The sequence below is a fragment of the Paenibacillus sp. JNUCC32 genome (genome assembly GCF_014863545.1).
In the GTDB taxonomy this organism is placed as follows: domain Bacteria; phylum Bacillota; class Bacilli; order Paenibacillales; family Paenibacillaceae; genus Paenibacillus_AQ; species Paenibacillus_AQ lautus_A.
The window spans coordinates 2,526,585-2,550,029 of sequence record NZ_CP062260.1; the positions used below are offsets into that span (position 1 = coordinate 2,526,585).

At 51.0% G+C, this 23,445-nt stretch carries 17 protein-coding genes; 2 read left to right on the forward strand and 15 right to left on the reverse strand.

What is annotated here, in order from left to right; genetic code table 11:
- Positions 1 to 12: 12 nt before the first annotated feature.
- The 11 genes from JNUCC32_RS11230 to JNUCC32_RS11280 all read right to left on the reverse strand — a co-directional run bounded on the left by JNUCC32_RS11230 (position 13) and on the right by JNUCC32_RS11280 (position 14,163).
- Positions 13 to 885, reverse strand: coding sequence for a carbohydrate ABC transporter permease (locus tag JNUCC32_RS11230; protein WP_015735068.1), 873 nt, complete (start codon positions 883 to 885; stop codon positions 13 to 15).
- A gap of 99 nt (positions 886 to 984) precedes the next feature.
- Positions 985 to 2,280: an extracellular solute-binding protein gene (locus JNUCC32_RS11235; protein ID WP_096773547.1), complete on the reverse strand. Its 1,296-nt coding sequence runs from the start codon at positions 2,278 to 2,280 to the stop codon at positions 985 to 987.
- 296 nt (positions 2,281 to 2,576) lie between these two features.
- Positions 2,577 to 3,593 (reverse strand): glycoside hydrolase family 130 protein, encoded by a 1,017-nt coding sequence (locus JNUCC32_RS11240; RefSeq protein WP_192572068.1) that lies wholly within the window; start codon positions 3,591 to 3,593, stop codon positions 2,577 to 2,579.
- A gap of 188 nt (positions 3,594 to 3,781) precedes the next feature.
- Positions 3,782 to 5,281, reverse strand: coding sequence for a malate:quinone oxidoreductase (locus tag JNUCC32_RS11245; protein ID WP_015735059.1), 1,500 nt, complete (start codon positions 5,279 to 5,281; stop codon positions 3,782 to 3,784).
- 312 nt (positions 5,282 to 5,593) lie between these two features.
- Positions 5,594 to 6,553 (reverse strand): ABC transporter substrate-binding protein, encoded by a 960-nt coding sequence (locus tag JNUCC32_RS11250; RefSeq protein WP_192572069.1) that lies wholly within the window; start codon positions 6,551 to 6,553, stop codon positions 5,594 to 5,596.
- 63 nt (positions 6,554 to 6,616) lie between these two features.
- Entirely contained in the window at positions 6,617 to 8,239 is a 1,623-nt protein-coding gene (locus tag JNUCC32_RS11255) for a helix-turn-helix domain-containing protein (protein ID WP_192572070.1), read from the reverse strand.
- A 176-nt stretch (positions 8,240 to 8,415) separates the two neighbouring features.
- Positions 8,416 to 9,054 carry a spore coat protein gene (locus tag JNUCC32_RS11260; RefSeq protein ID WP_015735056.1) on the reverse strand — a complete coding sequence of 213 codons (639 nt, stop codon included), beginning with the start codon at positions 9,052 to 9,054 and terminating at the stop codon, positions 8,416 to 8,418.
- A gap of 433 nt (positions 9,055 to 9,487) precedes the next feature.
- Positions 9,488 to 10,858 (reverse strand): BNR repeat-containing protein, encoded by a 1,371-nt coding sequence (locus tag JNUCC32_RS11265; RefSeq protein ID WP_192572071.1) that lies wholly within the window; start codon positions 10,856 to 10,858, stop codon positions 9,488 to 9,490.
- A 53-nt stretch (positions 10,859 to 10,911) separates the two neighbouring features.
- A complete protein-coding gene (locus JNUCC32_RS11270; protein ID WP_323373692.1) occupies positions 10,912 to 11,079 on the reverse strand; it encodes a DUF3502 domain-containing protein in 168 nt (55 codons plus the stop codon).
- 322 nt (positions 11,080 to 11,401) lie between these two features.
- Complete coding sequence (locus tag JNUCC32_RS11275; RefSeq protein WP_192572072.1) at positions 11,402 to 11,599, reverse strand: hypothetical protein; 198 nt, start codon at positions 11,597 to 11,599, stop codon at positions 11,402 to 11,404.
- Positions 11,600 to 12,507: 908 nt separating this feature from the next.
- Positions 12,508 to 14,163 (reverse strand): DUF6138 family protein, encoded by a 1,656-nt coding sequence (locus JNUCC32_RS11280; protein WP_192572073.1) that lies wholly within the window; start codon positions 14,161 to 14,163, stop codon positions 12,508 to 12,510.
- A gap of 217 nt (positions 14,164 to 14,380) precedes the next feature.
- Between JNUCC32_RS11280 and JNUCC32_RS11285 the strand changes: the two genes are divergently transcribed.
- Positions 14,381 to 15,019: a pentapeptide repeat-containing protein gene (locus tag JNUCC32_RS11285; RefSeq protein WP_192572074.1), complete on the forward strand. Its 639-nt coding sequence runs from the start codon at positions 14,381 to 14,383 to the stop codon at positions 15,017 to 15,019.
- Positions 15,020 to 15,175: 156 nt separating this feature from the next.
- Here JNUCC32_RS11285 and JNUCC32_RS11290 read toward each other — a convergent pair whose 3' ends face one another.
- Complete coding sequence (locus tag JNUCC32_RS11290) at positions 15,176 to 15,685, reverse strand: PadR family transcriptional regulator (protein ID WP_192572075.1); 510 nt, start codon at positions 15,683 to 15,685, stop codon at positions 15,176 to 15,178.
- A 201-nt stretch (positions 15,686 to 15,886) separates the two neighbouring features.
- On the opposite strand from JNUCC32_RS11290, the gene JNUCC32_RS11295 reads away from it, so the two are divergent.
- The gene (locus JNUCC32_RS11295; protein ID WP_096773537.1) at positions 15,887 to 17,116 is read left to right on the forward strand and encodes a cytochrome P450; all 1,230 of its coding nucleotides are present in this window, start codon (positions 15,887 to 15,889) and stop codon (positions 17,114 to 17,116) included.
- A 145-nt stretch (positions 17,117 to 17,261) separates the two neighbouring features.
- On the opposite strand, the gene JNUCC32_RS11300 is transcribed toward JNUCC32_RS11295, so the two are convergent.
- From JNUCC32_RS11300 to JNUCC32_RS11310, 3 genes are all read right to left on the reverse strand, one after another.
- Positions 17,262 to 18,398 (reverse strand): glycoside hydrolase family 88 protein, encoded by a 1,137-nt coding sequence (locus JNUCC32_RS11300; RefSeq protein WP_192572076.1) that lies wholly within the window; start codon positions 18,396 to 18,398, stop codon positions 17,262 to 17,264.
- A gap of 70 nt (positions 18,399 to 18,468) precedes the next feature.
- Positions 18,469 to 22,689 (reverse strand): glycoside hydrolase family 2 protein, encoded by a 4,221-nt coding sequence (locus JNUCC32_RS11305; protein WP_192572077.1) that lies wholly within the window; start codon positions 22,687 to 22,689, stop codon positions 18,469 to 18,471.
- Positions 22,682 to 23,368: a hypothetical protein gene (locus tag JNUCC32_RS11310; RefSeq protein ID WP_192572078.1), complete on the reverse strand. Its 687-nt coding sequence runs from the start codon at positions 23,366 to 23,368 to the stop codon at positions 22,682 to 22,684. The genes JNUCC32_RS11305 and JNUCC32_RS11310 overlap by 8 nt, the downstream gene beginning before the upstream one ends.
- Between the last annotated feature and the right edge of the window lie 77 nt (positions 23,369 to 23,445).

Genomic DNA, 23,445 nt, shown 5'->3' on the forward strand with positions numbered 1-23,445 from the left:
TCCCTCTCCCTTCTATTCCTTTTCTCTCGCCAATCGATTTACGATCGTGATGACGATAAGGCTAAACAGCAGAATCAATACGGATACCGCGCTGCCGTAGCCGAATCTCATATTCATAAACGAGTTGTTGTACATATAGACGGTCATAACCTCCGTCGCATGTGCCGGTCCGCCGCCCGTCATGATCTGGATCAGATCGAACACGCGGAACGAATTACTGATGCTGTAGACAACGGACACGAGCAATGTTCCTCGGATCATCGGGATCGTAATCCGCATGATCCGGCTTAAACCAGTCGCGCCGTCCAGGGCAGCCGCCTCATTGACTTCATCGGGGATATTCTGCAGCGCGGCCAATAGAATGATCATATATAAGCCGCAGTTTTGCCATATATAAGCGATGCTGATGGAGATCATGGACCAGAACGGATCCCCCAGCCAATTTTGCTGCCAGCTCTCAAGACCCAGAACGCCGAGCAGGTTATTCAGCATCCCGTATTCCGTGTTGTACACCATGCCCCAGATCAGGGATACCATAACCGATGAAATGACGACCGGCAGGAATCCGATGGTCCGGAAGAAGCTGGAGCCCTTGAGTCCTCGATTCAGCAGCAGGGCCAGCAGCAGGCCAAGCGGAATCTGACCCGCTATCCCGGTAAACATGATAATGATGTTGTTCTTAACGGACAGCCAAAAAATATCATCCTTGAAAATATCTACGAAATTGTCCAGCCCGATAAAACGCATGGGCGTGATTCCGTCCCAGTTCATTAATGAATAATAAACCGATAAGCCGATGGGAAATATGGCAATACATATATAGATAATAAGTGCTGGCGCCAAGCCCAAGAATATAGCCCATTTCGTATGCTTAAGCGTATGCATTGGCTTAACTCCTTTCTTTCTGCCTTTAATAAGAAAAACCCGCTGCCGGGTTTTTCTTTGTGCCATCATGATCTTGACTTAAGGAAGGAAATTCGCAACTTACTTCATGCTGTCGAAAGCTTCCTGAACCTCTTGGGCGAGTTCCTCCGGCGTCCCTCTGCCGATGGTCAGAGCCTGCAATCCGTTCTGCATGACGTCGGTAACTTGCGTCGGAATGACGCTGTCGAACACCGGTGCCGTTCCCTTGTTGGTCAACTCCAGCATCTCCTTGAGATACGGGCTCGCATCTTCAGGAATTTCAACGTTGGCCGGTACGACAACGCCTTTACTGATCAGATCTTTGTACAGGTCCTCATTGACAAAAAACTTAATGAATTCCTCGGCAGCCGCTTTCTTTTCATCGCTCAATCCTTTTTTAATGGAGATGCCGTACTGAACGACGCCCGCGCTTTTCACCGGATCGCCGGATCCGCCAGGGACGCTCGGGAAGAGCGCAATGCCGAATTTGTCCCCTTCCTCGTTGTTGATGCGGATTCTTCCGTCAACGGTAGAAGAAGAAATATGCATCGCTGCTTTGCCTTGAATGAAATAGTCCTGCCCTTGGACGGAATCCATGTTGTTCGCATCCGTATTGAATGCTCCCAGTTTGGACAGTTCGTCGATGACGGCAATCGCTTTCACGTATTCGGGATCGGTAAATTTGGCTTCCTTGTTCAGAATTTTCTGCAAGAAGTCACTGCCTACGTAACGGTCCCCGATAATCGACAAGAAGGACGATTGAAGCGGCCATTTCTCTTTGTTGCCCAAGGAGATCGGCGTAATGCCGGCTTCCTTCAGCTTTTTCACCGCATCGATGAATTCGTCGTAGGTAGCCGGAAATTGGTCATAACCGACCCCGGCGAACATCTCTTTATTGTAATAAATAATGTCCACGAAGGTTTGTTTGGTCGGCACGGCGAATTGACTGCCGTTCTGGTTAAATCCGGCCAACGCGTCCTCAGGCAAAATATCATTCCAGTTATCCATCAGGTCATCCAGCGGCATCAGCAGATCCCCGGCTACCAGAGGAGCCAGGTCGGCACCAGGCCATACGACGTTGATATCCGACAGGTTGTTGGCGGCAGCCAACGTGCGCAGCTTCGTTTTATACTCCGTTGCCGCTACCCCGTCCTGCTTGATGATAATGTCGGGATGCTGTTTTTCGAATTCGGCGATCCGCTCTTTGTACACCTCGTTATCCACGTTCGGCGATGTCCATGGATGCATGATGTTCAAGGTAACCTTTTCCGGCTCGGCAGCGTCTTTCTCTCCGGAGCCGCAAGCGACGGTTGACATGAGCAGCAGCGCAGCTGTTCCGGTGAGCAGCATCGTTCTAAGCTTCTTAGACGTTTTCATTTAATATACCCCTCTCTTTATATGTTACATATCATGTTCTTATATTTAACAATATAAGATATATTAATTATACAATCGGGTTAGCGATCCCAATATCCGCTAAAAAAACGATTTCATCTAATTTTTTTAAGTCATTTTGGACAAAACGGGCTTCTTATTCATCATATTTCTCTCAAATGCGTTAATTTTCATTACATTAAATTCACGTTTTTCCATTTTAATGGTATCGCTTACATCTTAGGTTCTACGGAAAGCGTGGCATTGAACTAAGTCATTTGCCACGCCCTGAAGCGTCTTTATTGCGGTTCGTTCAAAATATAATCCACTAAGTCATCCAACGGTACCGTTGCGAGGGCAATTGCCGTATCGGTTACGCCGTAATAGATATAGAGGAGACCGTCCTTGACGACATTGCCTGTCGGGAAAATGACGTTCGGGATCTGATAGCCGAATTTTTCATAATACGTCTCCGGCTCCATAATGAAATGGCGGGTTCTGGCGATGATTTTCTCGGGATTCTCTAGATCCAGCAGCAAAGCCCCCACGCGATACACCGTATCTTGGTCTACGCCGTGGTAGAGCACCAGCCAGCCTTTGTCCGTCCGCACCGGAGGCGTCGAGCCGCCGATTTTTTTAAACTCCCAATCGTTGTTCTCGGCTTTTGCCAACAGCTTCGGCTCGTCCCAATGCACCAAGTCTTCGGAGTAGCTGATCCACATGGCCGCTTTTTCGGTTCCGTATTCCTCCCCTACATATTCTTCCGGTCTGCGAAGCAGCACATACTTGCCGTTGATTTTCTCCGGGAACAGAATGTTGTCGCGATCATTGATATCAAGCGGCGTTGTATCGCACAGGTACTCCCAATGAATGAGATCCTTCGAAGTCAGGATCCCGGACCGCGTCAGCCAATGGCCTTCCTCTTCGCCCCAGCCGTCCGGATATTCGGGAATCGAGCGTTCGGGGATGCCGGCTCCCGTCGGGTAATAGTTCATGGCGCACGGGCGCAAGGCATAGTTCAAATAAAAGGTGTCGTCGATCTTGACGATTCGCGGGTCCTGGATGCTGCCATAGGGGAATCCCAGCTGGTCCGGCGTTACCACCGGTTCGTCCAGCACATGGGTGAAATGCACGCCGTCCGTGCTTTCCAGCAAACCCAGGTAGTTCTTGCAGGGAGTCAGGGATCCTGCCGTCCGTTCAATCATATAGAATTTTCCGTTATCGATAATGACGGCCGGATTGAATACCGTCACCTTTCTCCAATCGTAGAGTCCAGGCACTACTATCGGATTTTCCGCATGCCGGGTGATTTTCATGGATAAGCCTCCTCATGATTGCTATGTAAGTGTTATCAAGCTGCTTTCTTTAACTCATTATAAGAGGCTTGGTCCATTCATAATATCCTGTAAACTTTCAATATTATCCGAAATATTGTTATCTGTGATGCTTGGCAGCATAAAAAAACCAACCCGGTATACCGGGTTGGTCTTCGTCATGGAAGGGATTAACTATGCACCAGTGCTTTTAAGCTTAAACCTAGCGTTTCTGAAGTCGTATCTTGAATTTCTTCAAAGAGGGCCGGATTCTTCGAAAGCGACATCCCGTAAGAAGGAATCATTTCCTTGATTTTCGGTTCCCATTCCTTCATCTGCTGCGGGAAGCATTTCTGCAATACCTCAAGCATCACGTGAACGGCCGTCGAAGCCCCGGGCGAAGCACCGAGCAGGGCTGCGACCGAACCATCCGCGGCACTAACCACTTCGGTCCCGAACTGCAGCGTGCCCTTTCCGTTAGCCGTATCCTTAATGACTTGTACGCGTTGGCCCGCCACGACGATTTCCCAATCCTCGCTCTTCGCGTTCGGGATGAACTCGCGCAGCTCTTCCATGCGCTTCTCATTCGATAGCACCACCTGCTGGATCAGGTATCGGGTCAACGCCATTTCTTTAACCCCCGCCGCCAGCATCGTGAAGACGTTATTCGGCTTGACGGAACCGATCAAATCGAAATTCGAACCCGTTTTTAGGAACTTCGGCGAGAAGCCGGCAAACGGACCGAAGAGCAGTGCTTTTTGGTTATCGATGTATCTTGTGTCCAGATGGGGCACCGACATCGGAGGAGCTCCAACCTTGGCTTTTCCGTATACCTTGGCATGATGCTGCGCAACGACTTCTTGATTCTTGCAGACCATGAACAGTCCGCTTACCGGGAACCCTCCGATATGCTTGGATTCGGGGATGCCGGTTTTTTGCAGTAAATGCAGGCTGCCGCCTCCGCCGCCGATAAAGACGAACTTGGCCGTATGGAACTCGGTTCTGCCGTTATCGATATCCAACACTTTTACTTTCCACGAGCCATCGGGAGTACGCTTGATATCCTTCACGCTGTGCTTGTAGTTGACCTCCACGTCTTTGTTCTTCAGATGCTCAAACAGCATGCGCGTTAAAGCGCCAAAGTTAATGTCCGTCCCGGAATCGATTTTGGTTGCCGCTAACGGTTCGTTCGATGTGCGCCCTTCCATAATAAGCGGAATCCATTCCTTCAGCTGCTCGGGATCCTCGGAATATTCCATTCCTTGAAAGAGAGGATGATTTGACAGCGCTTCAAAACGTTTTTTCAAAAAGGCCACGTCTTTTTCGCCCTGAACCAAGCTCATATGAGGTATAGGCATGATAAAGTCCTGCGGATTGCGAATCAGATTGCTGCTTACCAGATAAGACCAGAACTGCCTTGAGACCTGGAACTGCTCGTTGATGTTGATCGCTTTGCTGATGTCTATAGATCCGTCAGGTTTTTCGGACGTATAGTTAAGCTCGCATAGTGCGGAATGGCCGGTCCCCGCATTATTCCATTCATTGGAGCTTTCCTCCCCCGCGCTTGCGAGTTTCTCGAACACTTTGATCTCCCATTCGGGCACCAGCTCCTTCAGTAAGGCTCCCAATGTCGCGCTCATGACGCCGGCACCAATCAAGATTACGTCTGTTTTTTTGTCCATGTTGCTCATTATACCCTTCCTTATCCCATATATTTGAAAAAAGAGTAGGCGTCCCTGCTAATAATGTCGATAAAAAGCAAGGCGTCTTCTGAAAACACACCTTTTCTGTGTCAATAATCACCATATTATAGTCTATTATAAATATTGATAGATTAAAATATCTACTATTATCTAATCATTATAAACGATTTCAAGTTGTTAACAAAGTGAGAAGATCCTCCACAATATCCGACAACTGATAATCCGGCTAACGTCATAACAAAAAAAGCCGCGAGGATCGCGACTTTAAGCGGGTTTCGACATGGTTTTCCCGTGTTGCGGCTATTTCACGTTGCCGAGCAGCAGATTCGTCTGAATCTCCAATTGCTTTTCAAGCGAGATCAGGTCGCCTGCGGAGAACTGGTTGATATCCAGCGTAAAGATGCGGTTGTTTTTGTAAGCCGGAAGGGATTTCCACAGCGCGCTCTCCAATATCTCGTTGGCTCGTTCCCCGCCCCCGTCCGCATCGTAGACGGTCACGAACATGTAATCCGCGGCCATGTCCGGCAGCGATTCCAGCGAAATGTCCAAACCGGCGCCTCCGTTTACGACCTGCCCTTTCACGGCTTCAGGCGGCTGATAGCCGAGACCGGAATAGAGATTACGGGTTCCGCGGCCAAAGCTTTCTCCCACAACCCAGAAGTTTTTCGCCCAAATCTCGTAAACGCCAACGGTTTCTCCTTCCTTGACTACGCCGTTCAGTTTGATCCTGGCCTCAGCGAGCTTCTCCTCGTAATGCCGGACCGCCTCCTCGGCTTCCTCCGATTTCCCGAGAAAGTCGCCGAATTCCCGCAGCTCAGCATACAAATCTTTGGCTCCCCAAGGAATGACAATCGTCGGCGCGATTTTGGCGAATTGTTCATAATTCTTATCCGAAGGCCGAATAATAAGGTCGGGATCAAGGGACACGATTTTCTCAAGCGCCGCTTGATCATCGCCGATATCCTCGATTCCGTCCGTCAAGTCCTGCAAAAAATATTGATTCAAGCTGGCCGTACCTGCCCCGACCGGCTTAACGCCCAAGGTCAACAAATGGCCCAGGTATTGCGTCGCAACGATTCGCTTCGGTTCCTTCGGAATCTCGATCTCTCCCATAACCGTTTCGAACTTGCGTGTTGCTTCTGTTTGTTGACCCGCTTGGTTCACCACCTTCTCGCTTTGCTGTCCAGAATCCCCGCATGCTCCCAATACGATGACCAAACTTCCGATCAGAGCCAGTTTCCATCCTTTAAGCCACTGCATCCATTAAACCCTCCACCTATTGATAATGATTATCATTATTATATTAATAGGGAGAAGGCTCGTCTATTGCGCTCCGTTTGCGGTTCTATGGACATTTGTAAGAAGTTCGGTTTGGATGCTTAATTGCTGCTCTAACGCTATCGGATCATTATGCTTAAACAGCTCCAGATCGAGTAAGAACACTTTGCCGTTGCGAACGGCGGGCAGGCTCCTCCATTCCTTGGTATTCATAACCCGTTTTGCATATGCTGCACCTCCTCCCGCTTCCCACACGGTTACGAATATATAATCCGCCGCATGCGCGGCAAGCATATCCGGCGTTAATACCAAGCCGATTCCTTCTCCCAGGACGTAATCAGTCAGCGGCTCCGGCGGCCGAAAGGAAAAGGTCCGGTATAAATTGCGAAGGCCTCTGCCATAGGCGATATTGACCGCCCATAACCGGTCCTGCCAAAACTCCAGTACAACTGCCGTCGCGTTATGAGTACTGATTCTGTTGGCGACTATCGAGGCTGCAGCTTCCTCTTTCGCCCGAAACGCAGTAATCCAGTTCTCCGCCTCCCGCTCGCGATTCAGCGCTCTGCCCAACCGGAGCAGCTCGTCTAAGGAGTCTTCCTGCCCCCATGGAAGGTAGATTGTTGGAGCAAGCCGGGACAAAGGCTCGCTGTTGGGTCCGGACGTGACGATCAGATCAGGCTGCACGGAGGCAATCTTATGGTGCGATTTGGCATCTCCGATATCCGCTACATGCTTAAGCATTCCCCTGTAGGGGCGGGCGCGCAGCAGATTCGATGACGTTCCCACGGGCGTAAGTCCGAGCGCCAGCAGGTGGCCCAGGTATTGCAGCGCCACAATACGCTTCGGCCGCTGCATATAATCGCGTGGAGAGTGGCCGAAATGCTGCTTGAATTTCCGGCTTAAATACATGCCGTCTTGGTATCCGACCTCCCGTGCAATGCGGTCGAGATTGCGATCGTCGCCGTCAAGCAATGCCTCTCTGGCTTTCTCGAGTCGCAGCCGGGTTAAATACTCCGTGAAACCGGAGCCCGTTGCTTTTTTGAACGATACGGAAAAGTGCTCCGGCGTAAATCCAGCCCTCTTTGCCATGTCGTTACGCGTTAAGGCTATGTGATAATGCTTCTCCATATATTCAACTGCAAGTCTCATACGCTCAAGCCAATCCTCTTCCCGATTCTTATCGTTCGTTGATCGCAGCAGCGCGCTCAACAACTGTTTAAATACCGCGTCGATGCAAAGACGAGCTGCAAGTCCTCCGCCTCCTGCTTGATCTTGCATTCGTTGGCTTAGTTCTTGAATCAGGACAAGAGCTTCGTGCGTTGCGGCGAAGGGAAGCTTGCCGATGTCCATCAGTGCAGACAAATTCTTGATGTATACCCTGTTGCACGCGGTGCTCTCCTTGAGATCCCATACTTCATAACGCAATTCGTAAACCTCCAGCGGCACCGGCGAAGACGGCGTCCGTTGAATGTCGACGATCGAACCCGGCGGACAATAACAGACAGCCTTCGCCTTCAGTCGGTGTTTTCCTCCGTTCAAATATAAGTCGCCGGAGCCTTTATGGATCAGGTATAGGGTATGCGTCTCCATGAAACCCCCGACTGGCTCTTCGGCGTGACCTTGCTTTATGTACCGTACTCCCAACAGCGAATATTGCGTTTCTTCCATGCTGGCGCTCCTTCTGACGAACTCCTGTTTTAACCTATTATAATCTCGTTGATAATCATTCTCAATAAAACAGTGTGTTCAGCTCTAGCTGAATTCTCTCTTATAACTGATGTGATCTGATTAAATCAGAAAAAATAAAAGCGCCATTTCCTTGTGGACTTGGCGCTTTTATGGATTTAGTGAGGGGCCATTTTGCCTGGCATTTGCGACTGGATCGGAGCCGTGGCGTAGCTGTTCTGCATATACTGCATATCTTGCTGAGGCAGCTGCGGCACTTGATAGTAGCCGTGCTTGTTTTGATACAGCGAAATTTCATACGCCATTTCGATGCAGTTGGGAAGGGAATCCGCTAGGACGCGGCGCACAACCGGATTCGTGGATTCCATCGCTGCATTCGTTTTCATGGTAGCGCCGGATTTCACGGCGTTCAGCATGCTGAGCGCGATGGTTTCATCATTGATCTCGGCAGTGGACTGCATCGGTTTTTTCGGTTGTCCCGGTTTCATGCCGTAGATAAAGTCGTTCCCTTGCTTCATTTTATAGCTTTGCGTCGACTTGGATGGATCTTGTCCTGTTTTGAAGCATTCTAAGGTGATATTATATTCATCCGCCATAAATTGCTTTTGGCGCTGCAAGATATCCCGAAGCTCCGGATCCTGCACATGTCCGCTCAGCATGGTATACGTGTTCATCGTATTAATGGCTCCTGCCAGTACCTCGTGTACATCGAACATTTCATGACCGCCATGGTTCAATTGCGGTGGAATCATGCCGGTTTCCATGTTCTGATGATTTTGCTGTTGTTCGAATTGCATTCATGTACCTCCTATGGGTTTTTCGATTTTTATGCAGCTATAAATCCACGGTGGTGGCGCTGCGAACGGATTGCATTTGCAGTCCAGGTTTATTGTTCATTACATGAATCAAAAGTATTCAGGCAGTCGACTTATTTCTGATCCATATCGTCAACAGCAGCATGAACGGCAGGGTAACCTGGAAAACCGGGGTTACATAAGTCACGACAATCATCACGCCTAGCCATATGTCGCCGGACCCAAAGCATATTCTCAGATACGATTACAGTTCTCGGGTTGGGGACTACTTTTATTTAGCCATTATCCATGCTGCCTTCATCGGGAAGCAGTTTATTTAACAAAAATTCCTTACCTCAAATAAAAAATCGACCGTTTCTCCCTATCTGGAAACGGTCGACTCCCAAGATGCTTTTCGGTGTTGCCGATATATGACTTATGCCGAAGGATCGGTCTTCCCTTCGTCTTCAATCGCTACGATTTCACACAAGGTTCGCAGTCCCGTCGTATAACCCAACCGCCCTTGCGAATGATCCCAATAGTAGTAATCCCCGTGCATCCATATCAAATCATACGCTTCGCCCAGAGCTGCATGGCGGACAACGAAAGGTCGAACGTTGTTATGAGTCGAGTTTTTGGTGACTTGATTTATTTCGGCGATCGTCCCGTCATGCGCGATGACGCATTGATGAATTTCGAAAACCTCACCGTATGTACCCTTTACAGGGATTGACATGTACAATATGGAAGGGTTGTTATGATCCAGCGTCATGCCCCCGGAATAGCATAATTCTCTTTGATCATTTTGGTGGAACCATCGTCCGCCATCCGCCAACGGTGTAATCCGCCAATCGGAGCCGGACCACTTAGCGTAACAATAATGGTGGCGATCCTTATCCCTACTGATCCTAACAAACAAGATCACCGGGTATCCCTCTTTATCGACGGCTATATCCCAGTTCCAGTTGCGTATGCCCGGCTGGCGATCGACCAAGTAGGCCGGATCGGTTTCTTTGTTATCCAGCTTCAGCGGCCCGCGGTGCAGATCTGCGAGCTGATGTCCATCAGCGCCATGCAGCGTCAGGGTATTCACGTCCAAATACGAATAGTACAATGAATTCGGAATCATATTGTCCGGATGCGTATAGGTATACGTCATCATAATTTTGTCTTTGCCGTTCGTTTCGTACTTGGCATACGGCCTTTTTCCGGTTTCTTGTTCAGAACACCTGGAATCCACGATCTGTTTCGGTTCCATGTCGCAAGTGACGTCGCCATCCGGATCCGGCAGCGTGTACCTAGCGACGGTCGGGTGCCAATTCATGCCCCGCCACAGCAGATAGAAATAACCGGGCTGATCCCTCATCACGTAGGGAGAAGGATAGGTGGTGTTCCCATATCCCGTGGTAGCGATGATTTTTTCAGGCCCTAAGGTTTCTAGATCGTCAGGACGGGCTGTGACGCGATAATAAAAATATGGGGTTGTCGAGTGCTCGGCATAAAAAATCATCAACCGGCCGTCGGGCAGTGCCAAAAACGTCGGATTGTTATGGTCATCCTGCTGGAAACCCGCCCGCACCCGCACTTGCTTGCGTTCTTGGGTCACATGATCATATTGAACCGCCTGGATGCTGCCCTCAACATCGATGTACCCGATGTATGACTTGTCGCTGCCCGTTGCGGCATTGACATGTCGCAGCGCCCTCGGATCGGCAAACCAGCACCAGGCACCATCACCGGTAAGGGTTGTAGGGATGCGTTCGATGCGTTCAAATTCAGCATTAAGGTTTATATTGGAATTCGTCATTTGAGACCTCCTCGCTTCCTTGTCGGATCACTTGATTGCTTCATGATTATCCCCTATCGTTTCATGGCAGCGAATGCATCCAGCTGATTCTGCAGCTCCTCCATGAAGCTCGGGAATCCAGCTTCGCTCATCTGCTGCCTCGCAAATGCAAGATCAGCATCGATACCTTCGGACATGCCGACGGACAGCGGTACGATGTATTGCGATCTGACTGCCTCCATGGCTGCGAGCTCCGCCGTTATCGGTACCGTATCGAAGCGGAATCCCGCCAGCGGGCTCTCTCCGTTCTCTACGGCCCGTTTCGCGCCTTCCGAATGCTAATGCTCAACGGTGGCCTGCCATTCTCCCGGTTATTTTTCCAATTGGCTCATGCTGCCGTCATACAATCCCATCCAGCCCGGCTTACTGTTCTCCGACTTGATGCCCGCGTAGCTGATGTAATCCCTCTCCAGATTGTAGTTCTCCCCTTCCATGCCATACAGCAGGAGATTGTGGTATGTACGATCCGTGTGGGCCTTCTCGATCAGCTTAAGCGCAATTTCCTTATGCTTGGAGTGCGCGCGAAATCATCGTAATGTTGTCCGTCGTCATATAAGGCATGTAGTTCGGCACATGGTCGAGATAATAATCAAACCATCCGTACTCGAACTCGGGAAACAACTCCTTGAGCACTCCGATGCAGCTGCTGCTGACTGCGTCGAAATGGTTGTTGAATTCCAGCGTCTTCTTATCTGTTTTCATCCATTCCAGCGTTTCGCCGGAGGCGTTTCCTTGGGCAGCCAGAATCTCGCGGCTTGATAGAAACGATCCATTCCGCTCGCTGGCTCGCGCCCATCGTGATGCCCTTCAATTGTACGACGGGCTGCCCGTTTGGACCGCGAATGATGCCTGGGGTCCCTTCCTCGCGAGGATTCATCGTGGAATCATTTGCGATTATGGTGCAATAACGGAGCATGTGTCCGCAAGGTCACCATAATAAGCTCATTTCGGTTAAATAGCGTATCCTCTGTCCTCGTGATCTCAATATTCGTCCGATATTACCAAAATAACACCAGGGATTTGCGTCGTATGACCATTTCCCTCATTAGGACCACGGCAATCGATCCAGCTTCGTTTAACTTCATGGATTTGCGATAATAGAGGACCCTGGTTCCGCTATTTCTTTGATTTACCTGTTTTCACAGCCATATGCGGACAAGAGATCCGCTATTGCAGGATTTAGCGTGGAATCATTTGCGATTATGCTGCAATAACGGATCCTGGGTCCGCAAGGTCACCATAATGAGCCCATTTCGGCAAAATAGCGAATCCTCTGTCCTCATGGTCTCAATATAAAGCAACTCCAGCTCGAAGCTCAGCCTCTTCTATTCGCAATGCCCATAACGTGCCGATTCCAAGGCCCCTCCCCTGCATTCATAGGTTCCACAGAATCTTAAAGACAACGCTTTCAGATTATCGAGCGGCCTTCATACTTCCTGTCTTCTTGTCCGTATTTTATATCAATGCGTCTACCTTTAGCTACTATATTAACGGCTTCGAATCTATCATTTTCGCATCATTTTTTCCTAGAACAGTTAGATAAGGATAAAAAAAGCTGCCTTTCAGCAGCTCATCATTGACTCATTTAAGGTTGGCCTTAGTGAACACGATTACTTCCGACAGGCGGCCTCCGCCAGCTCGGTGAGCCACTGCGCCATCTCCCCTTCAGCTTTGGCGGCTATCTTCTTCAGCTTGTCCGTACCGCCCCAGATCAAATATACGATATGCTCCACCTGGTAATACGGGAGTCCGCGAACTTGATCGAGCACTAGCCTGACGTTTCGATCGCGTTCCATGTCCGATTGCATCTTCAGTTTCATCGAATCGGTGCAGTGCAGCATGCACTTTATCAAGGTTGGAATGGTTTCCGTATGAACACCATGCCGCTCTTTAAAAGCTACCGTGAAATGGTTTTGAACGGATTGGTGTTCGTCATCGACTTTGCCCATGTATTCCTCCACCAACGGGAAATACGTTTGATCCTTCAATCCGAGGCCAAAGACGGCATAACTTCCCGGCATGCAGTTTTTTTCCCCTTCCGTATCCGCATACCATTCAAACGGCTCCATCGCTGCTTTGGCATACTCCTCCATGAAGGGATACAAATCCGGGTATTCCAAGGCGTTGGCGAAGAACCGATGCGTTCCCGACTTAGCCAATCCTTTGATCGGCAGCCACTGCTTGACCGAAGATTTCAGTTTGATTTGGCAGCTTTTCGGGAATCCCAAGCTGAAGAGGCGTGTCAGAAACCGGAGGGCGCGAGCGTAACTCTCCCCCGTTTCCTGCTTAATGGCTATGGAGACCTCGGCAAACACATCGTTGGCCGTGCAGTCAATCATTTCGTCACGCAAACAGACGTCTTCCTTGGCGAAGGTCCCGCTTCCTTCCTTAGTCAATCGTTTGGCCCGTTCGCTCCCCAGCTCCTTAGCGCAATTCAACATAGCCAATCCTGTGCTTCTGCTATAAGAGGGCTCGTATTTCAGAATCAGGATGGCGGCGTAGATCAGCAGATCGATTGGACCCTGCTCGGTATTTTCCAAATGAATATCGATTTTTTTCTTGTATTCTCGCTGCCATTGCGTCCCGATATTATCGAAATAACGCGGCAGCCAACGCTGCTCCGCCCAATCCCGTAAAGCCGTAATCAGATTAGATCGATGCTCTGCGAGATGTTGGTTCCCTTTGTTCAATTGCTGAACCCGCTCAAAAACGGCAATGATCCATGCGGGATCCGCGTCAGGATACAGCCCCTCGTCCAGGATGTGCCTGGACAGGAAAAACGTCTCCAACGGTTTCGTCGGATAGGTTCCCGCTTCTAGCTTATTGGCAATATAGATTGCGATTCGTTCCTGTAATTGCTTCTTCTTTGCCTCATCTGCATATGTAAGAATGGAAAGGTTCAGGTCGCCTTCACGCACTCGAAACTTGCCGTTAAACGTAAACTGATAATCGATTAATGAGCTCGGCATCTCGTCCAATTTATGCTGCATATAAGAGGATAGTTCAGGAATGATGTACTCTCGCACATGTTTTTCGGTCAACGGCTCACCAGGTGTCCCCCTGTCTACCGGCATCGATAAGTCCAGGTCATGTTCCGCCATGCTCACCCTGCCCTTGTCATATTCGAGCAGCGCATAGTCGTGGATCCCGATCTGCAGCGAAGTACGCTTTACGATGTCCTCCGCGTTTTTATCGCTGATATAGGCCATCCATTTGTCGATCTCCAGTTTCATTTCGTTCAAAAGTGTTTCCAGTGTCTGATCCATGTTCCACTATGCTCCTTTATATCATTTCGTATTGTTCCTCATCTACCCTAACACTCTCCATGATCATGACTTAAACCCTCCATTAGCGGCTCCTTCATGGATTTAAGACCATACAAATCTTGGAATCTATTGCTTCATCTATGATACTATAAAACCGACTCGATTAAAGATCATTTCTAAGAGCATACATTCGATTCTGGAAATAGGAGGTTGTTCATTGAGCGCGAAACAATGGATCGCAAGATGGGATACGGAGCAAACCACCGAAGTGAATCAGGCTGTGGCTGCGGTTACAGGCAAACATAATATGCATAAAAAAGCACGGAGATTCCCTTCCTCTCCCTTTGGATTGACAGATGCAGGGCAAGAGGATTTCCGAGGTGTCACCTTGAGTGAGATTATCCAGTACCTGGATGTTCAGCATGTTGATTTATCTTTTGCCAAGTTTATGGACGGAACGGGTCTGAACTCATCCAGGTTTACGCATTGCCGCTTTGATGGAATGAAACTTGGCGGTTCGTTTGTGACGCGTCATTTCAACCATTGTTCGTTTCGAAAAACAATTTTAAAAAAAGCCCGGATTGGAGAAAGGTTTGAGGATTGCGATTTTACCGGAGCCAATTTAAGTCACGCCATCGCACGCGACGCGGCCTTCATTCGGTGTAACTTCTCGAATGTTAATTTTAGCGGCGCACATCTGATGTACTGCCTCTTTGAAGAATGCAGTTTCAATGAAGCAATCTTTCATAACGGCTCCTTATCCGGAAGCCGGTTTGTAAGTGAAGCGGAAGCTCTACCGGTTTGGGATAATACAATTATGGAGCATGTCAAGATCAACGGAAAACCCTTTGCTTAATTTTCGACCCTGCGAGCCCAACACCCCATCCACTACCCAGACCCTCAAGATCCACGGGTAAAAAGCCGCGATTTCGCGGCTCTTTTGCTCGCGTTAAAACATCGTCGCGCTGAATGCTGCGATGAATAAAGCTCTGGTCGAAGCCGTATTTACCCATCAGGTTAAGCTGCTGACCAGCCTATCGATCCACGCCAATTCGCCTTGAACCTGGGAGACCGAATACCGTAGAACCTCGTCCCGGAATAACTCGTCCCCTTCTTCATTCAGTCTTCTCTCGATATCTGACAGCAGCGCTTCTAAGTCCTTCTTTCGCCTATGTAAAATCCGATTCCGGTCCTCCTTCGAAATACGATCGAACAGGGACACTCTAACCATGAATTCGATTTGATGTTTTGCATCTTTTTCGGTGAATTTGTTAATGAGGTTTGCGATTTGTTCCCTCCCTGCTTCTGTAATTTCATATACATACTGATTCGGTCTGCCTTCCTGCTCATTTCGATGCTTACGAACAAATCCCTCATCCGTAAATTTTCGCAATGTCGGGTATAACATGTTGTGATTGACGTCCATCAAATAACCGAGATCCTTTTGGATTTCTTTTTTTATTTCGTACCCGTGTTTCGGAGATTTATCGATTTGGATCAGAATGAGAAGTTCAAGATACATGATCGTTCAGGCCTTTCGTCGACGGATTTGACAATACCGCTGCATATTTAACAGCACATCTCTAGCGTATATGTTCAATCAAAATCCGACAAGGAAGAATATAAACAGAACTTTGGACATGGGTCATTGGAAACTATGACCAATTAAAACAATATGTTAAATTAACATATGTTATATTACACTAGCATTGGAGGGAATGTAATGAATCATGAGATCATCTCCTTAGAGGAAATCACGCAATTCCGTTCACCGATCGAAGAATTCAATCCTTATGAATGGTACAAACACAAATTGCAGCATGAGCCCATCGTTTATAATCAGGCGACCCAAACCTGGAACGTCTTCCGGTACGATGACGTCAAGAGGGTTCTCAAGGATCATGAATATTTCTCTAGTGTTAGAACGCGGACGATGATCAGCGTTGGCGCCGATAATGACGAAGGCCAGAAAATGAGCAAGATCAACCTGCAATCAGACCCCCCGGAACACCAAAAAAGCCGTGCCTTGATATCGGCGGCTTTCACCCCTCGCAGCTTGAAGCTCTGGGAGCCGCGCATTCAAGAGATTGCAGACCAGCTTCTGCAGGAAATGGGAGACGCCCATGTCATTGACATCGTCCAAAGTTATGCCAGTGCGCTGCCAACGATCGTCATAGCGGATCTGCTCGGAGTTCCTTCCGAAGACCGGTTATTATTCAAGGAATGGGTAAACCATTTGTTCCTTCCCCTGCCCAAAAACCATTCGGAAGATGTACAAGAACTGAAACGTCAAGCTGCCAAGGAATATTACAACTACCTCTATCCTCATATCGTCCAAAAAAGAGCCAATCTCGCGGACGATATCATCTCCGATCTCATTCAAGCCGAGGTGGACGGGGATCGGTTATCGGACGATGAGATCGTCCGAACGACGATGTTTATCCTGGGTGCAGGCATTGAAACGACGACTCATCTGCTAGCTAATACGTTCTATTCGTTCTTATATGACAACAACCAAATTTACGGGGAAATCCAGGCTAACCGCGAGCTCCTTCCCAATGCCATCGAGGAAATGCTCCGCTATCGGTTTAACATTGCAAAAATGGATCGAACCGTCAAACAGGACAATCATGTACTCGGCGTAGATATGAAACAAGGGGATCTCGTCGTCGCATGGATGAGTGCTGCCAATATGGATGAAGAGGTATTTGAGGATCCCTTCACCTTGAACATCCACCGTACCAATAACAAAAAACATTTAACCTTTGGGAATGGCGCTCATTTCTGCCTGGGTGCTCCGCTGGCACGGCTGGAAGCAAATATTGCGATAAGCAGGTTCATGGATTTCTTCCCGCGCATTGAACCCGTTCCTGAATTTAAACTGGAAGATAACCTGAGTCCTTCTGCGGCAGGACAAATGTTGACTCAGCTTCCTATCCGTGTTCATCGGTAAGACTGACCTGTCTCATTTTATTTGGTACATCAAATGGTACATTATAAAAAGCCCTCCACAGCAAGGGCTTATAATATCGGGGGACCCTGCCTGCTTCTGAAATGACAGGGTCTCTCGCTTAGTAGGAGATCATTCTATTATTTTTTTACCTCTTGGGTTCATACCAGTAACCGGGCCGCCCGTTGTTTAAACGCATGAGCGCTTCCAGGAAGAAATAATCGCCCCAGATGACAAAATCGTCCGGCGCAATTCCCCCTCTGACAAAATACGAACCATGCCGCAAAAAGCCTTCTTCGTCCGGATTACCCTTCGTAAAATATCCCTGTACCATGGAATCCATGGAACGCCGAACGGCATCAAGGAGAAGTTCCCTGCGGGGATCATCGCTTGACAGCTGGTCGGCGATTTCCAGCATCCCGCAAGCGGCAATCGCTGAGGCAGAGCTGTCTTTAGGCGTAAGTGCCGTTGGCGGAACGTCGAAATCCCAGTAGGCGACTTGATCATCCGGAAGACGGTCGATGAAATAACGCGCCATTCGAATCGCCGTGTCCAAATATTGCGGTTCTTCGAAATAACGGTAGGCCAGCGCGAATCCATATATGCCCCAAGCCTGCCCCCGCGACCACGTGGAACCATCCTGAAATCCTTGATGGGTACCTCCGCGCACGGCTTCCCCCGATTCGGGATCAAAATAAAAGGTATGATAGGATGAGGCATCGCCGCGAACCAGGAACTTCAGGCTTTTGTCAGCATGAATGCGGGCGGCTTCGGCATATGCCGATCTCCCGGTCTGTTCGGTTGCCCAGCACAACAAAGGCAAATTCATCAAGCAGTCGATGATGATCCGGCCGCCGTTTTGGGGGTCATGTTCAGGGCCCCACGCCTGGATAAGCTGAAGCGTGGGCCTCCATCTTCTCATGAGCGCATCAGCCGCCTGAAGAGCCGTGATCTTGGCCGCTTCGTCCCGTTCAACCATCCATTGCGCCAGGGCAGATAAAGAATACAAGAAACCGATATCGTGATGATCCAGATTTTTATGCTCCGCTAATCTTGCTTGAAATGAATGCGTGCATCGGACTGCGGCTTCACGGATATAGGAATCCTGACCGTACTCGCAGCTCAGCCACAGGATTCCCGGCCAAAATCCTTCCGTCCAATCCGTATGATCCACCCGTTGGTATTTGCCGTTTCCGTTTCCGACATGCGGAAACCGATCTTCAAACCGTGCGATATTCGCTTTGGTCGTGTGCAAGGTTTGTTCAATGATAGCATTCCAGTCCATCTTGCCCTCCGTAAGTTATTCATTAGGTGCGGCTCCATCCAAGCAGAGCTCGCCCTCTCCATTCTCACCGCTATTTCGGCTCGACTTCGTCCAGGGTCATGCGGTATTCCAAATCCTTCATGTACGATCCATGCTCGTGCAGAAAGACCATGCCGAAGTCCATATTCCCGCCGTTTCCATGGACAATCGCAATCAGCCGGTTAAGGCCGCTCTTCAGGACAAGCTCAAGTTCTGGCTCCGGCACAAACTCGCCGTTCAAATAAATGTCGTACGGTGTTTCCGATCGAATTCTCATGTATCCCTTGCGGTACGACTCGGCGCCTTCAGGGACCTGTACGAAACAGCTCAAGAACCATGGCTCGTTCGCGGCATGGGCGATCCGCATCTTTCCGTCCTCGGACCTGCGCTCTTTTTTCTGCATCCAGCCGTATAAGCCTTCTCCCAAATTATTGAGTGAATATTCGGGATCGGTATAATACGTTTTCATGGCTTCGTAATCGACGTAAGGCGGGCAAGGCAGCGCCATAACCGCTTCCACGGCCCATGCGCCGTCATCTTTCTCGCTCTCCAGTAAGCGGTCATCGAAGGCAGACCCCAGATTGGCGAGTAGTCGAGTGTACAATCGCTGCGCTTTGTCACTGTCAAGATCAGTCAGAAGCTGCGAACAGAGAATGGAACCTGCCCCTATCCTCTCTCCAACGAGAAAAGCACCGGGGCGGCGAGCGTTCCTGCGGTTGATTTCAACCAGCGCAAGACGGCTGTATTCGGATGTGTAACCATTCACGAAATAATCCTTCCAGGCAGTTCCCTCGATGCTTACGCACACATCCGCCATGCCCGGCACTTCCAGCTGATCGCTGGCCAGCGGCCGGTTCACGACATCGCGCGGCGAAAGGAACACTTTATCGAAGCCGAACAAATCAACCGGGCTAAAGCCGCGCACGGCGTCGTGGGAGTAATCTGCCGCTAGATGGTAGGCCTCGTGCGGCTCCACGCGTACCGGCCGGCCCAACAAACGGGCAAGCGTGTCCTGCTGACTGCTGTCCGCCGGCAGGACAAGCACATGCCCGCCGGCTTCGGCATAGCGCTTGACGGCCTCGGCAGCGCCAGGCGACCCAAGCAGGCGGGCTTCGGCCACGAGCAGGCCGAAGGATTGCTCGGGGAATTCGCGCTCCGCAGCTTCACCTATCACCGCTGCGGCATCCAGCACCTTATAACGCAGCCGAAGTCGGTCGAGGAACGCTGCCGCTGTCCCTCCAGGGCTTACCAGCGCTCCTGCCGTCCGCATGGCGGCGGTGACGACAGCTTCCTCGGCCCGCCCTGCATAAGCCAGCAGGTTGCGCAGCAGCAGACAAGCTTGCGGTACTCGGTCTAGATTGGCCATGATCTCCAGCTGATTGGCCAGAAACATGCCGCTTCCGCTCCGATATTCCAGCAGCGGCGACCAAAGATCCCCCCCGTCGCCGAAATCGCCGGCGCTGCACTCCAGCAGCAAGGTGAAATCGCCATGGACCGGCTTTTCGAACGCGGCGCGTATGATCGGCAACGGCCCTTCTTCGCACAGCTCCTCGTGCCAGAACATCAGGTCCTTGTCGCTCAAGCCCTTCAGCACCGGATGACGGTAATCCCCGGCATGGGCGCGCAGAAAAGGCCTGCGCGACAGCGTAAGCCGACCGAGCGACAGGCCGGTCTGCTCTAGCAGAAGCAGGCGTCCGCCCCTCGCAACGAAGGCTTTAAGCTCCGCTTCCAGCCTGCCGTCCGAATCCTCCGCATTGCTGCCAATAATCAGCAAATCATCGGACGACAGCAAGGCGATCGCGTCGCGGTTCGTCCGTTCGCAGCCGGGTACAAGCCGGCGGATCCGGATATAATCTTCTTCAGAGCCCCAGTAAGCCGCCGGGCGGCCGACTTCGACAGGATCATGGAGCAAGCTTCCCGGCACAAGCCGGTATTCCTTGCGCAGCTCAAACATCAGACGCTTGCCATGGAACAGCGAGGCCTTCAGCAGCGCCGTCCCTTCCGTATCCACGGGGATGGGAGTCCACGTGATTTCAAAGGCCTTGGACTCGGCCGGCTCTTGACGGAACGTGAAGATACGATCCAGCACGATCGTCTCCCCTTGCATGACCTCGCATTCAATCCGCACGTCTTGTGCGGACAGCGTGTCGTTGAAGACGTCAAAGCTGCGCGAGATGGGGGCGTCGTCGTAGAAGCAGCCGTTGTATTCGGCCGCGAACATCGTAACCGGCTTCATCGCATCCGCCATGATGGCGAAAGCCGGATTAGGAAGATACATCGGATGATCCGGGAGCATACCGTTGTTGATCGTCAGCGAATACGCCGGGATCGTCTTGGGGCTTACGCGGGGCAAGCCCGGTTCCAACGGCGGAGCTGCGACGTCGTTCTCCGGCATCGACCGCATAAAATAATGGGCGAAATTAAACGTGGCTATGCCCGAGACGCCTTGCCGCCGCGCATACTCCACGAATAGGCGTTCCTTGTGCGCCAGTCCGGCCGTGCTTTCGTCCGTACCGCGATAGGCCTGCAGCCCTGCGTACATGCTGGCGTTCTGCGGGCATATGTACCACCATCCGCCGTGTTCGCCGAAGGTCAAAGGGACGGAACGGTCCCATTGAGCAATGGTGCCGTCGATGTTGTAATGACGGCTCTCCACTTCCGTATGCGCTTTGGATAGCAGCCGATTGTCCCCTTCTGCGATGATCGGCCGCGTTGGATCCAGTTCGCGCATTGCCTCCATGAAGCCGGGAATCTGCGACCTGTAGCCGTCCCGGCCGTCTACCCAGCGCATTTCGTTCTGCAAGCTCCACATGATGACCGAAGGATGATTCTTGTCGCGCCGAACGAGCCGCTGAACATGCAACCGACAATGGTCCAAGTATTCGGGATGGTCGGCGAGCATGGATTTGCCCGATCCGTATATGGCCGTTTCGTCGATAATCATCATGCCCTCCTCGTCGGCAATCCGCACATAATCTTCCGGATAGGGTTCGGCATGCAGGCGGATACTGTTGATTCCGACAGACCGGCACATCCGGTACCAATTACGGATATACGTCTCCGTCTGCTGGAGTCCGCCTTGAAAATGCCACGAATCGCCGCGAAGATGGATCGGGATCCCGTTCAGCATAAATTGAGGACCTTCGCACCAAAATTCGCGGAAACCGAATACCTCTTCGCGCCGGTCGAGAACCTGCTCACCTGCTACAAGTTCAAGCACCGCGACATATAGGAATGGCGTGTCAGGATTCCACAGCTTGGCGTCCTGCCAATCCAGGGTGAAGGAGGCGCGATAAACCGCTCCGCCGCGTTCGTTCTCGCACAACCGAAGCATCCCGGCAGCCGATGGATCGACCTGTTCAGCGGGCTGCTCCGCCAGGAGGACCGGAACGGCCAGCTTGTCTTCGGCTTCCGATCTCCCTCCTGTCCTTCTCTCCACGAGGTGCCTCTCCGTTTCAATTCCACGGCCCTGAGCTTGCTGCGGCTTCGCATCTTGAACCCCGTATCGATGGGTGCCGCTGCCTGACGAATCGGCATCCCTTGCCTCCGAAAGTTCTCCATCCTGTCGCAATACGCCAAGTTCCCGCACGCTCAGCCTCACATGGATCGGCCCAAGAACCGGAGCCGTTTCGGCCGTCCCGGCGATAACCGCAAGCTCCAAGCACTTCTTCCGCACGGACGTGCAAATGGTTACATCCTCCAGTGAAAGAACCGGGTAGCTTTCCAGATAGACATCCTGCCATATCCCTCTGGCGACATTGCCAAACCATGAACCTGTCAATCCCGTCACTTTCTCCATGCCGGACGGCAGCTTCACTCTGTCGAAGCTCCCGCATAGGATATGGAGATGATGCTCACGGCCCGGCGCTACGCTCGACGTGATATCGAGCCGCAGCGGCAGGTAGCCGTCCTCCCAAACCGCGACTTCCGCCCCGTCGAGAAATAGGACGGCTTTTTGCATAATGCCGTCCAGCCGCAGGACGATCCGCTGACCGGCCATGTGTTCGGGAATCCGGAAGCAGCGGTGCAGAACGCCCGCTTCCGCGGCGTCCCACGCCTTGGGATAGCTGTAGAGATCCATCGGAGCATATCCGTGCTCGTGAATTTCGCCGAACGTTCTGCCGTTTGGCTGCTCGTACGACCGTCTCCAGCTGGAAGGAACCCGGACGGGCTCCGGCTCGTAGACGATCTCATCCGGAAGCTGCCGGCGCTGCGGCTGATCGTACAGCGGCATGAAGTCCCACTCTCCGTTCAGGCACCATCGGTTACGCATGCTTTGTACCCTGCCTTTCGTCGGAGATGCGCACTTCCCGTACAAGCTCCAACTCCCGCCAGATCTCCTGTCCGCTCGGCGCCTCCTCCCACTTGATAAAATGCGGGTCCATCGCCGCCGCCCAATCATCCGGCCGGAGCGAAGTATTCAGCTTCCCTTTGTAGGGCGCTGGCTCAAGCGTAGCGGGAAGCTCGGAGTAGAAGAAGAGCAGATTCTCATGCAGGCCGATGATCCCGTACTTGTCTCCATCGCCAGGCCGTTCTTCCTGGTACTGGTAATGATAGTACACGTAGCTGGCCGTCTCTTCGGGCTTCAGCCGGGCGATCCTTCCATACGGCACGCTGTCTTTATACCTGCGTTCCCAATGCTTCTCCGAAGCGGGGGCTTGGTAATGAAAAATATCGGTCATGGCCGCCCATCGTCGTTCTAATCCCCCTCCCGGCCAAACGGCCAGCCACGAATTGGCTTCCGGCAGCAGAATTTCCGGAAGGACCTGCTCACCTCGGCATTCATAATAAAGAAACAACCGGCTTCCATCCGCAAACAAACTTAATCGGGGTACGCCCTCCCGCTTCATCGCATCTTCAACCGCTTGAATAAACCGTTCCCCGCGAAACCGGGAACGGATATTTCCCCCGATTTCCTCGGCCCTATATAAACATCGTTGCATGAATGGCATGCAGCACCTCCTGCTGTCAATTTTGATGTTACAGGATGTCTCAATTTCAAGAAGCTGAAGCTTTCTTTTGCGATAGT

Bases quoted from the DNA above. Each gene is read 5' to 3' on its own strand.
- JNUCC32_RS11305 (WP_192572077.1), bottom strand. From the start codon at position 22,689: ATGCGTAACCGATGGTGCCTGAACGGAGAGTGGGACTTCATGCCGCTG.
- JNUCC32_RS11290 (WP_192572075.1), bottom strand. From the start codon at position 15,685: ATGTATCTTGAACTTCTCATTCTGATCCAAATCGATAAATCTCCGAAA.
- JNUCC32_RS11265 (WP_192572071.1), bottom strand. From the start codon at position 10,858: ATGACGAATTCCAATATAAACCTTAATGCTGAATTTGAACGCATCGAA.
- JNUCC32_RS11250 (WP_192572069.1), bottom strand. From the start codon at position 6,553: ATGCAGTGGCTTAAAGGATGGAAACTGGCTCTGATCGGAAGTTTGGTC.
- JNUCC32_RS11300 (WP_192572076.1), bottom strand. From the start codon at position 18,398: ATGGACTGGAATGCTATCATTGAACAAACCTTGCACACGACCAAAGCG.
- JNUCC32_RS11310 (WP_192572078.1), bottom strand. From the start codon at position 23,368: ATGCCATTCATGCAACGATGTTTATATAGGGCCGAGGAAATCGGGGGA.
- JNUCC32_RS11270 (WP_323373692.1), bottom strand. From the start codon at position 11,079: ATGGAGGCAGTCAGATCGCAATACATCGTACCGCTGTCCGTCGGCATG.
- JNUCC32_RS11260 (WP_015735056.1), bottom strand. From the start codon at position 9,054: ATGCAATTCGAACAACAGCAAAATCATCAGAACATGGAAACCGGCATG.
- JNUCC32_RS11230 (WP_015735068.1), bottom strand. From the start codon at position 885: ATGCATACGCTTAAGCATACGAAATGGGCTATATTCTTGGGCTTGGCG.
- JNUCC32_RS11275 (WP_192572072.1), bottom strand. From the start codon at position 11,599: ATGAAAACAGATAAGAAGACGCTGGAATTCAACAACCATTTCGACGCA.
- JNUCC32_RS11255 (WP_192572070.1), bottom strand. From the start codon at position 8,239: ATGGAAGAAACGCAATATTCGCTGTTGGGAGTACGGTACATAAAGCAA.
- JNUCC32_RS11235 (WP_096773547.1), bottom strand. From the start codon at position 2,280: ATGAAAACGTCTAAGAAGCTTAGAACGATGCTGCTCACCGGAACAGCT.
- JNUCC32_RS11240 (WP_192572068.1), bottom strand. From the start codon at position 3,593: ATGAAAATCACCCGGCATGCGGAAAATCCGATAGTAGTGCCTGGACTC.
- JNUCC32_RS11245 (WP_015735059.1), bottom strand. From the start codon at position 5,281: ATGAGCAACATGGACAAAAAAACAGACGTAATCTTGATTGGTGCCGGC.
- JNUCC32_RS11280 (WP_192572073.1), bottom strand. From the start codon at position 14,163: ATGGATCAGACACTGGAAACACTTTTGAACGAAATGAAACTGGAGATC.
- JNUCC32_RS11295 (WP_096773537.1), top strand. From the start codon at position 15,887: ATGAATCATGAGATCATCTCCTTAGAGGAAATCACGCAATTCCGTTCA.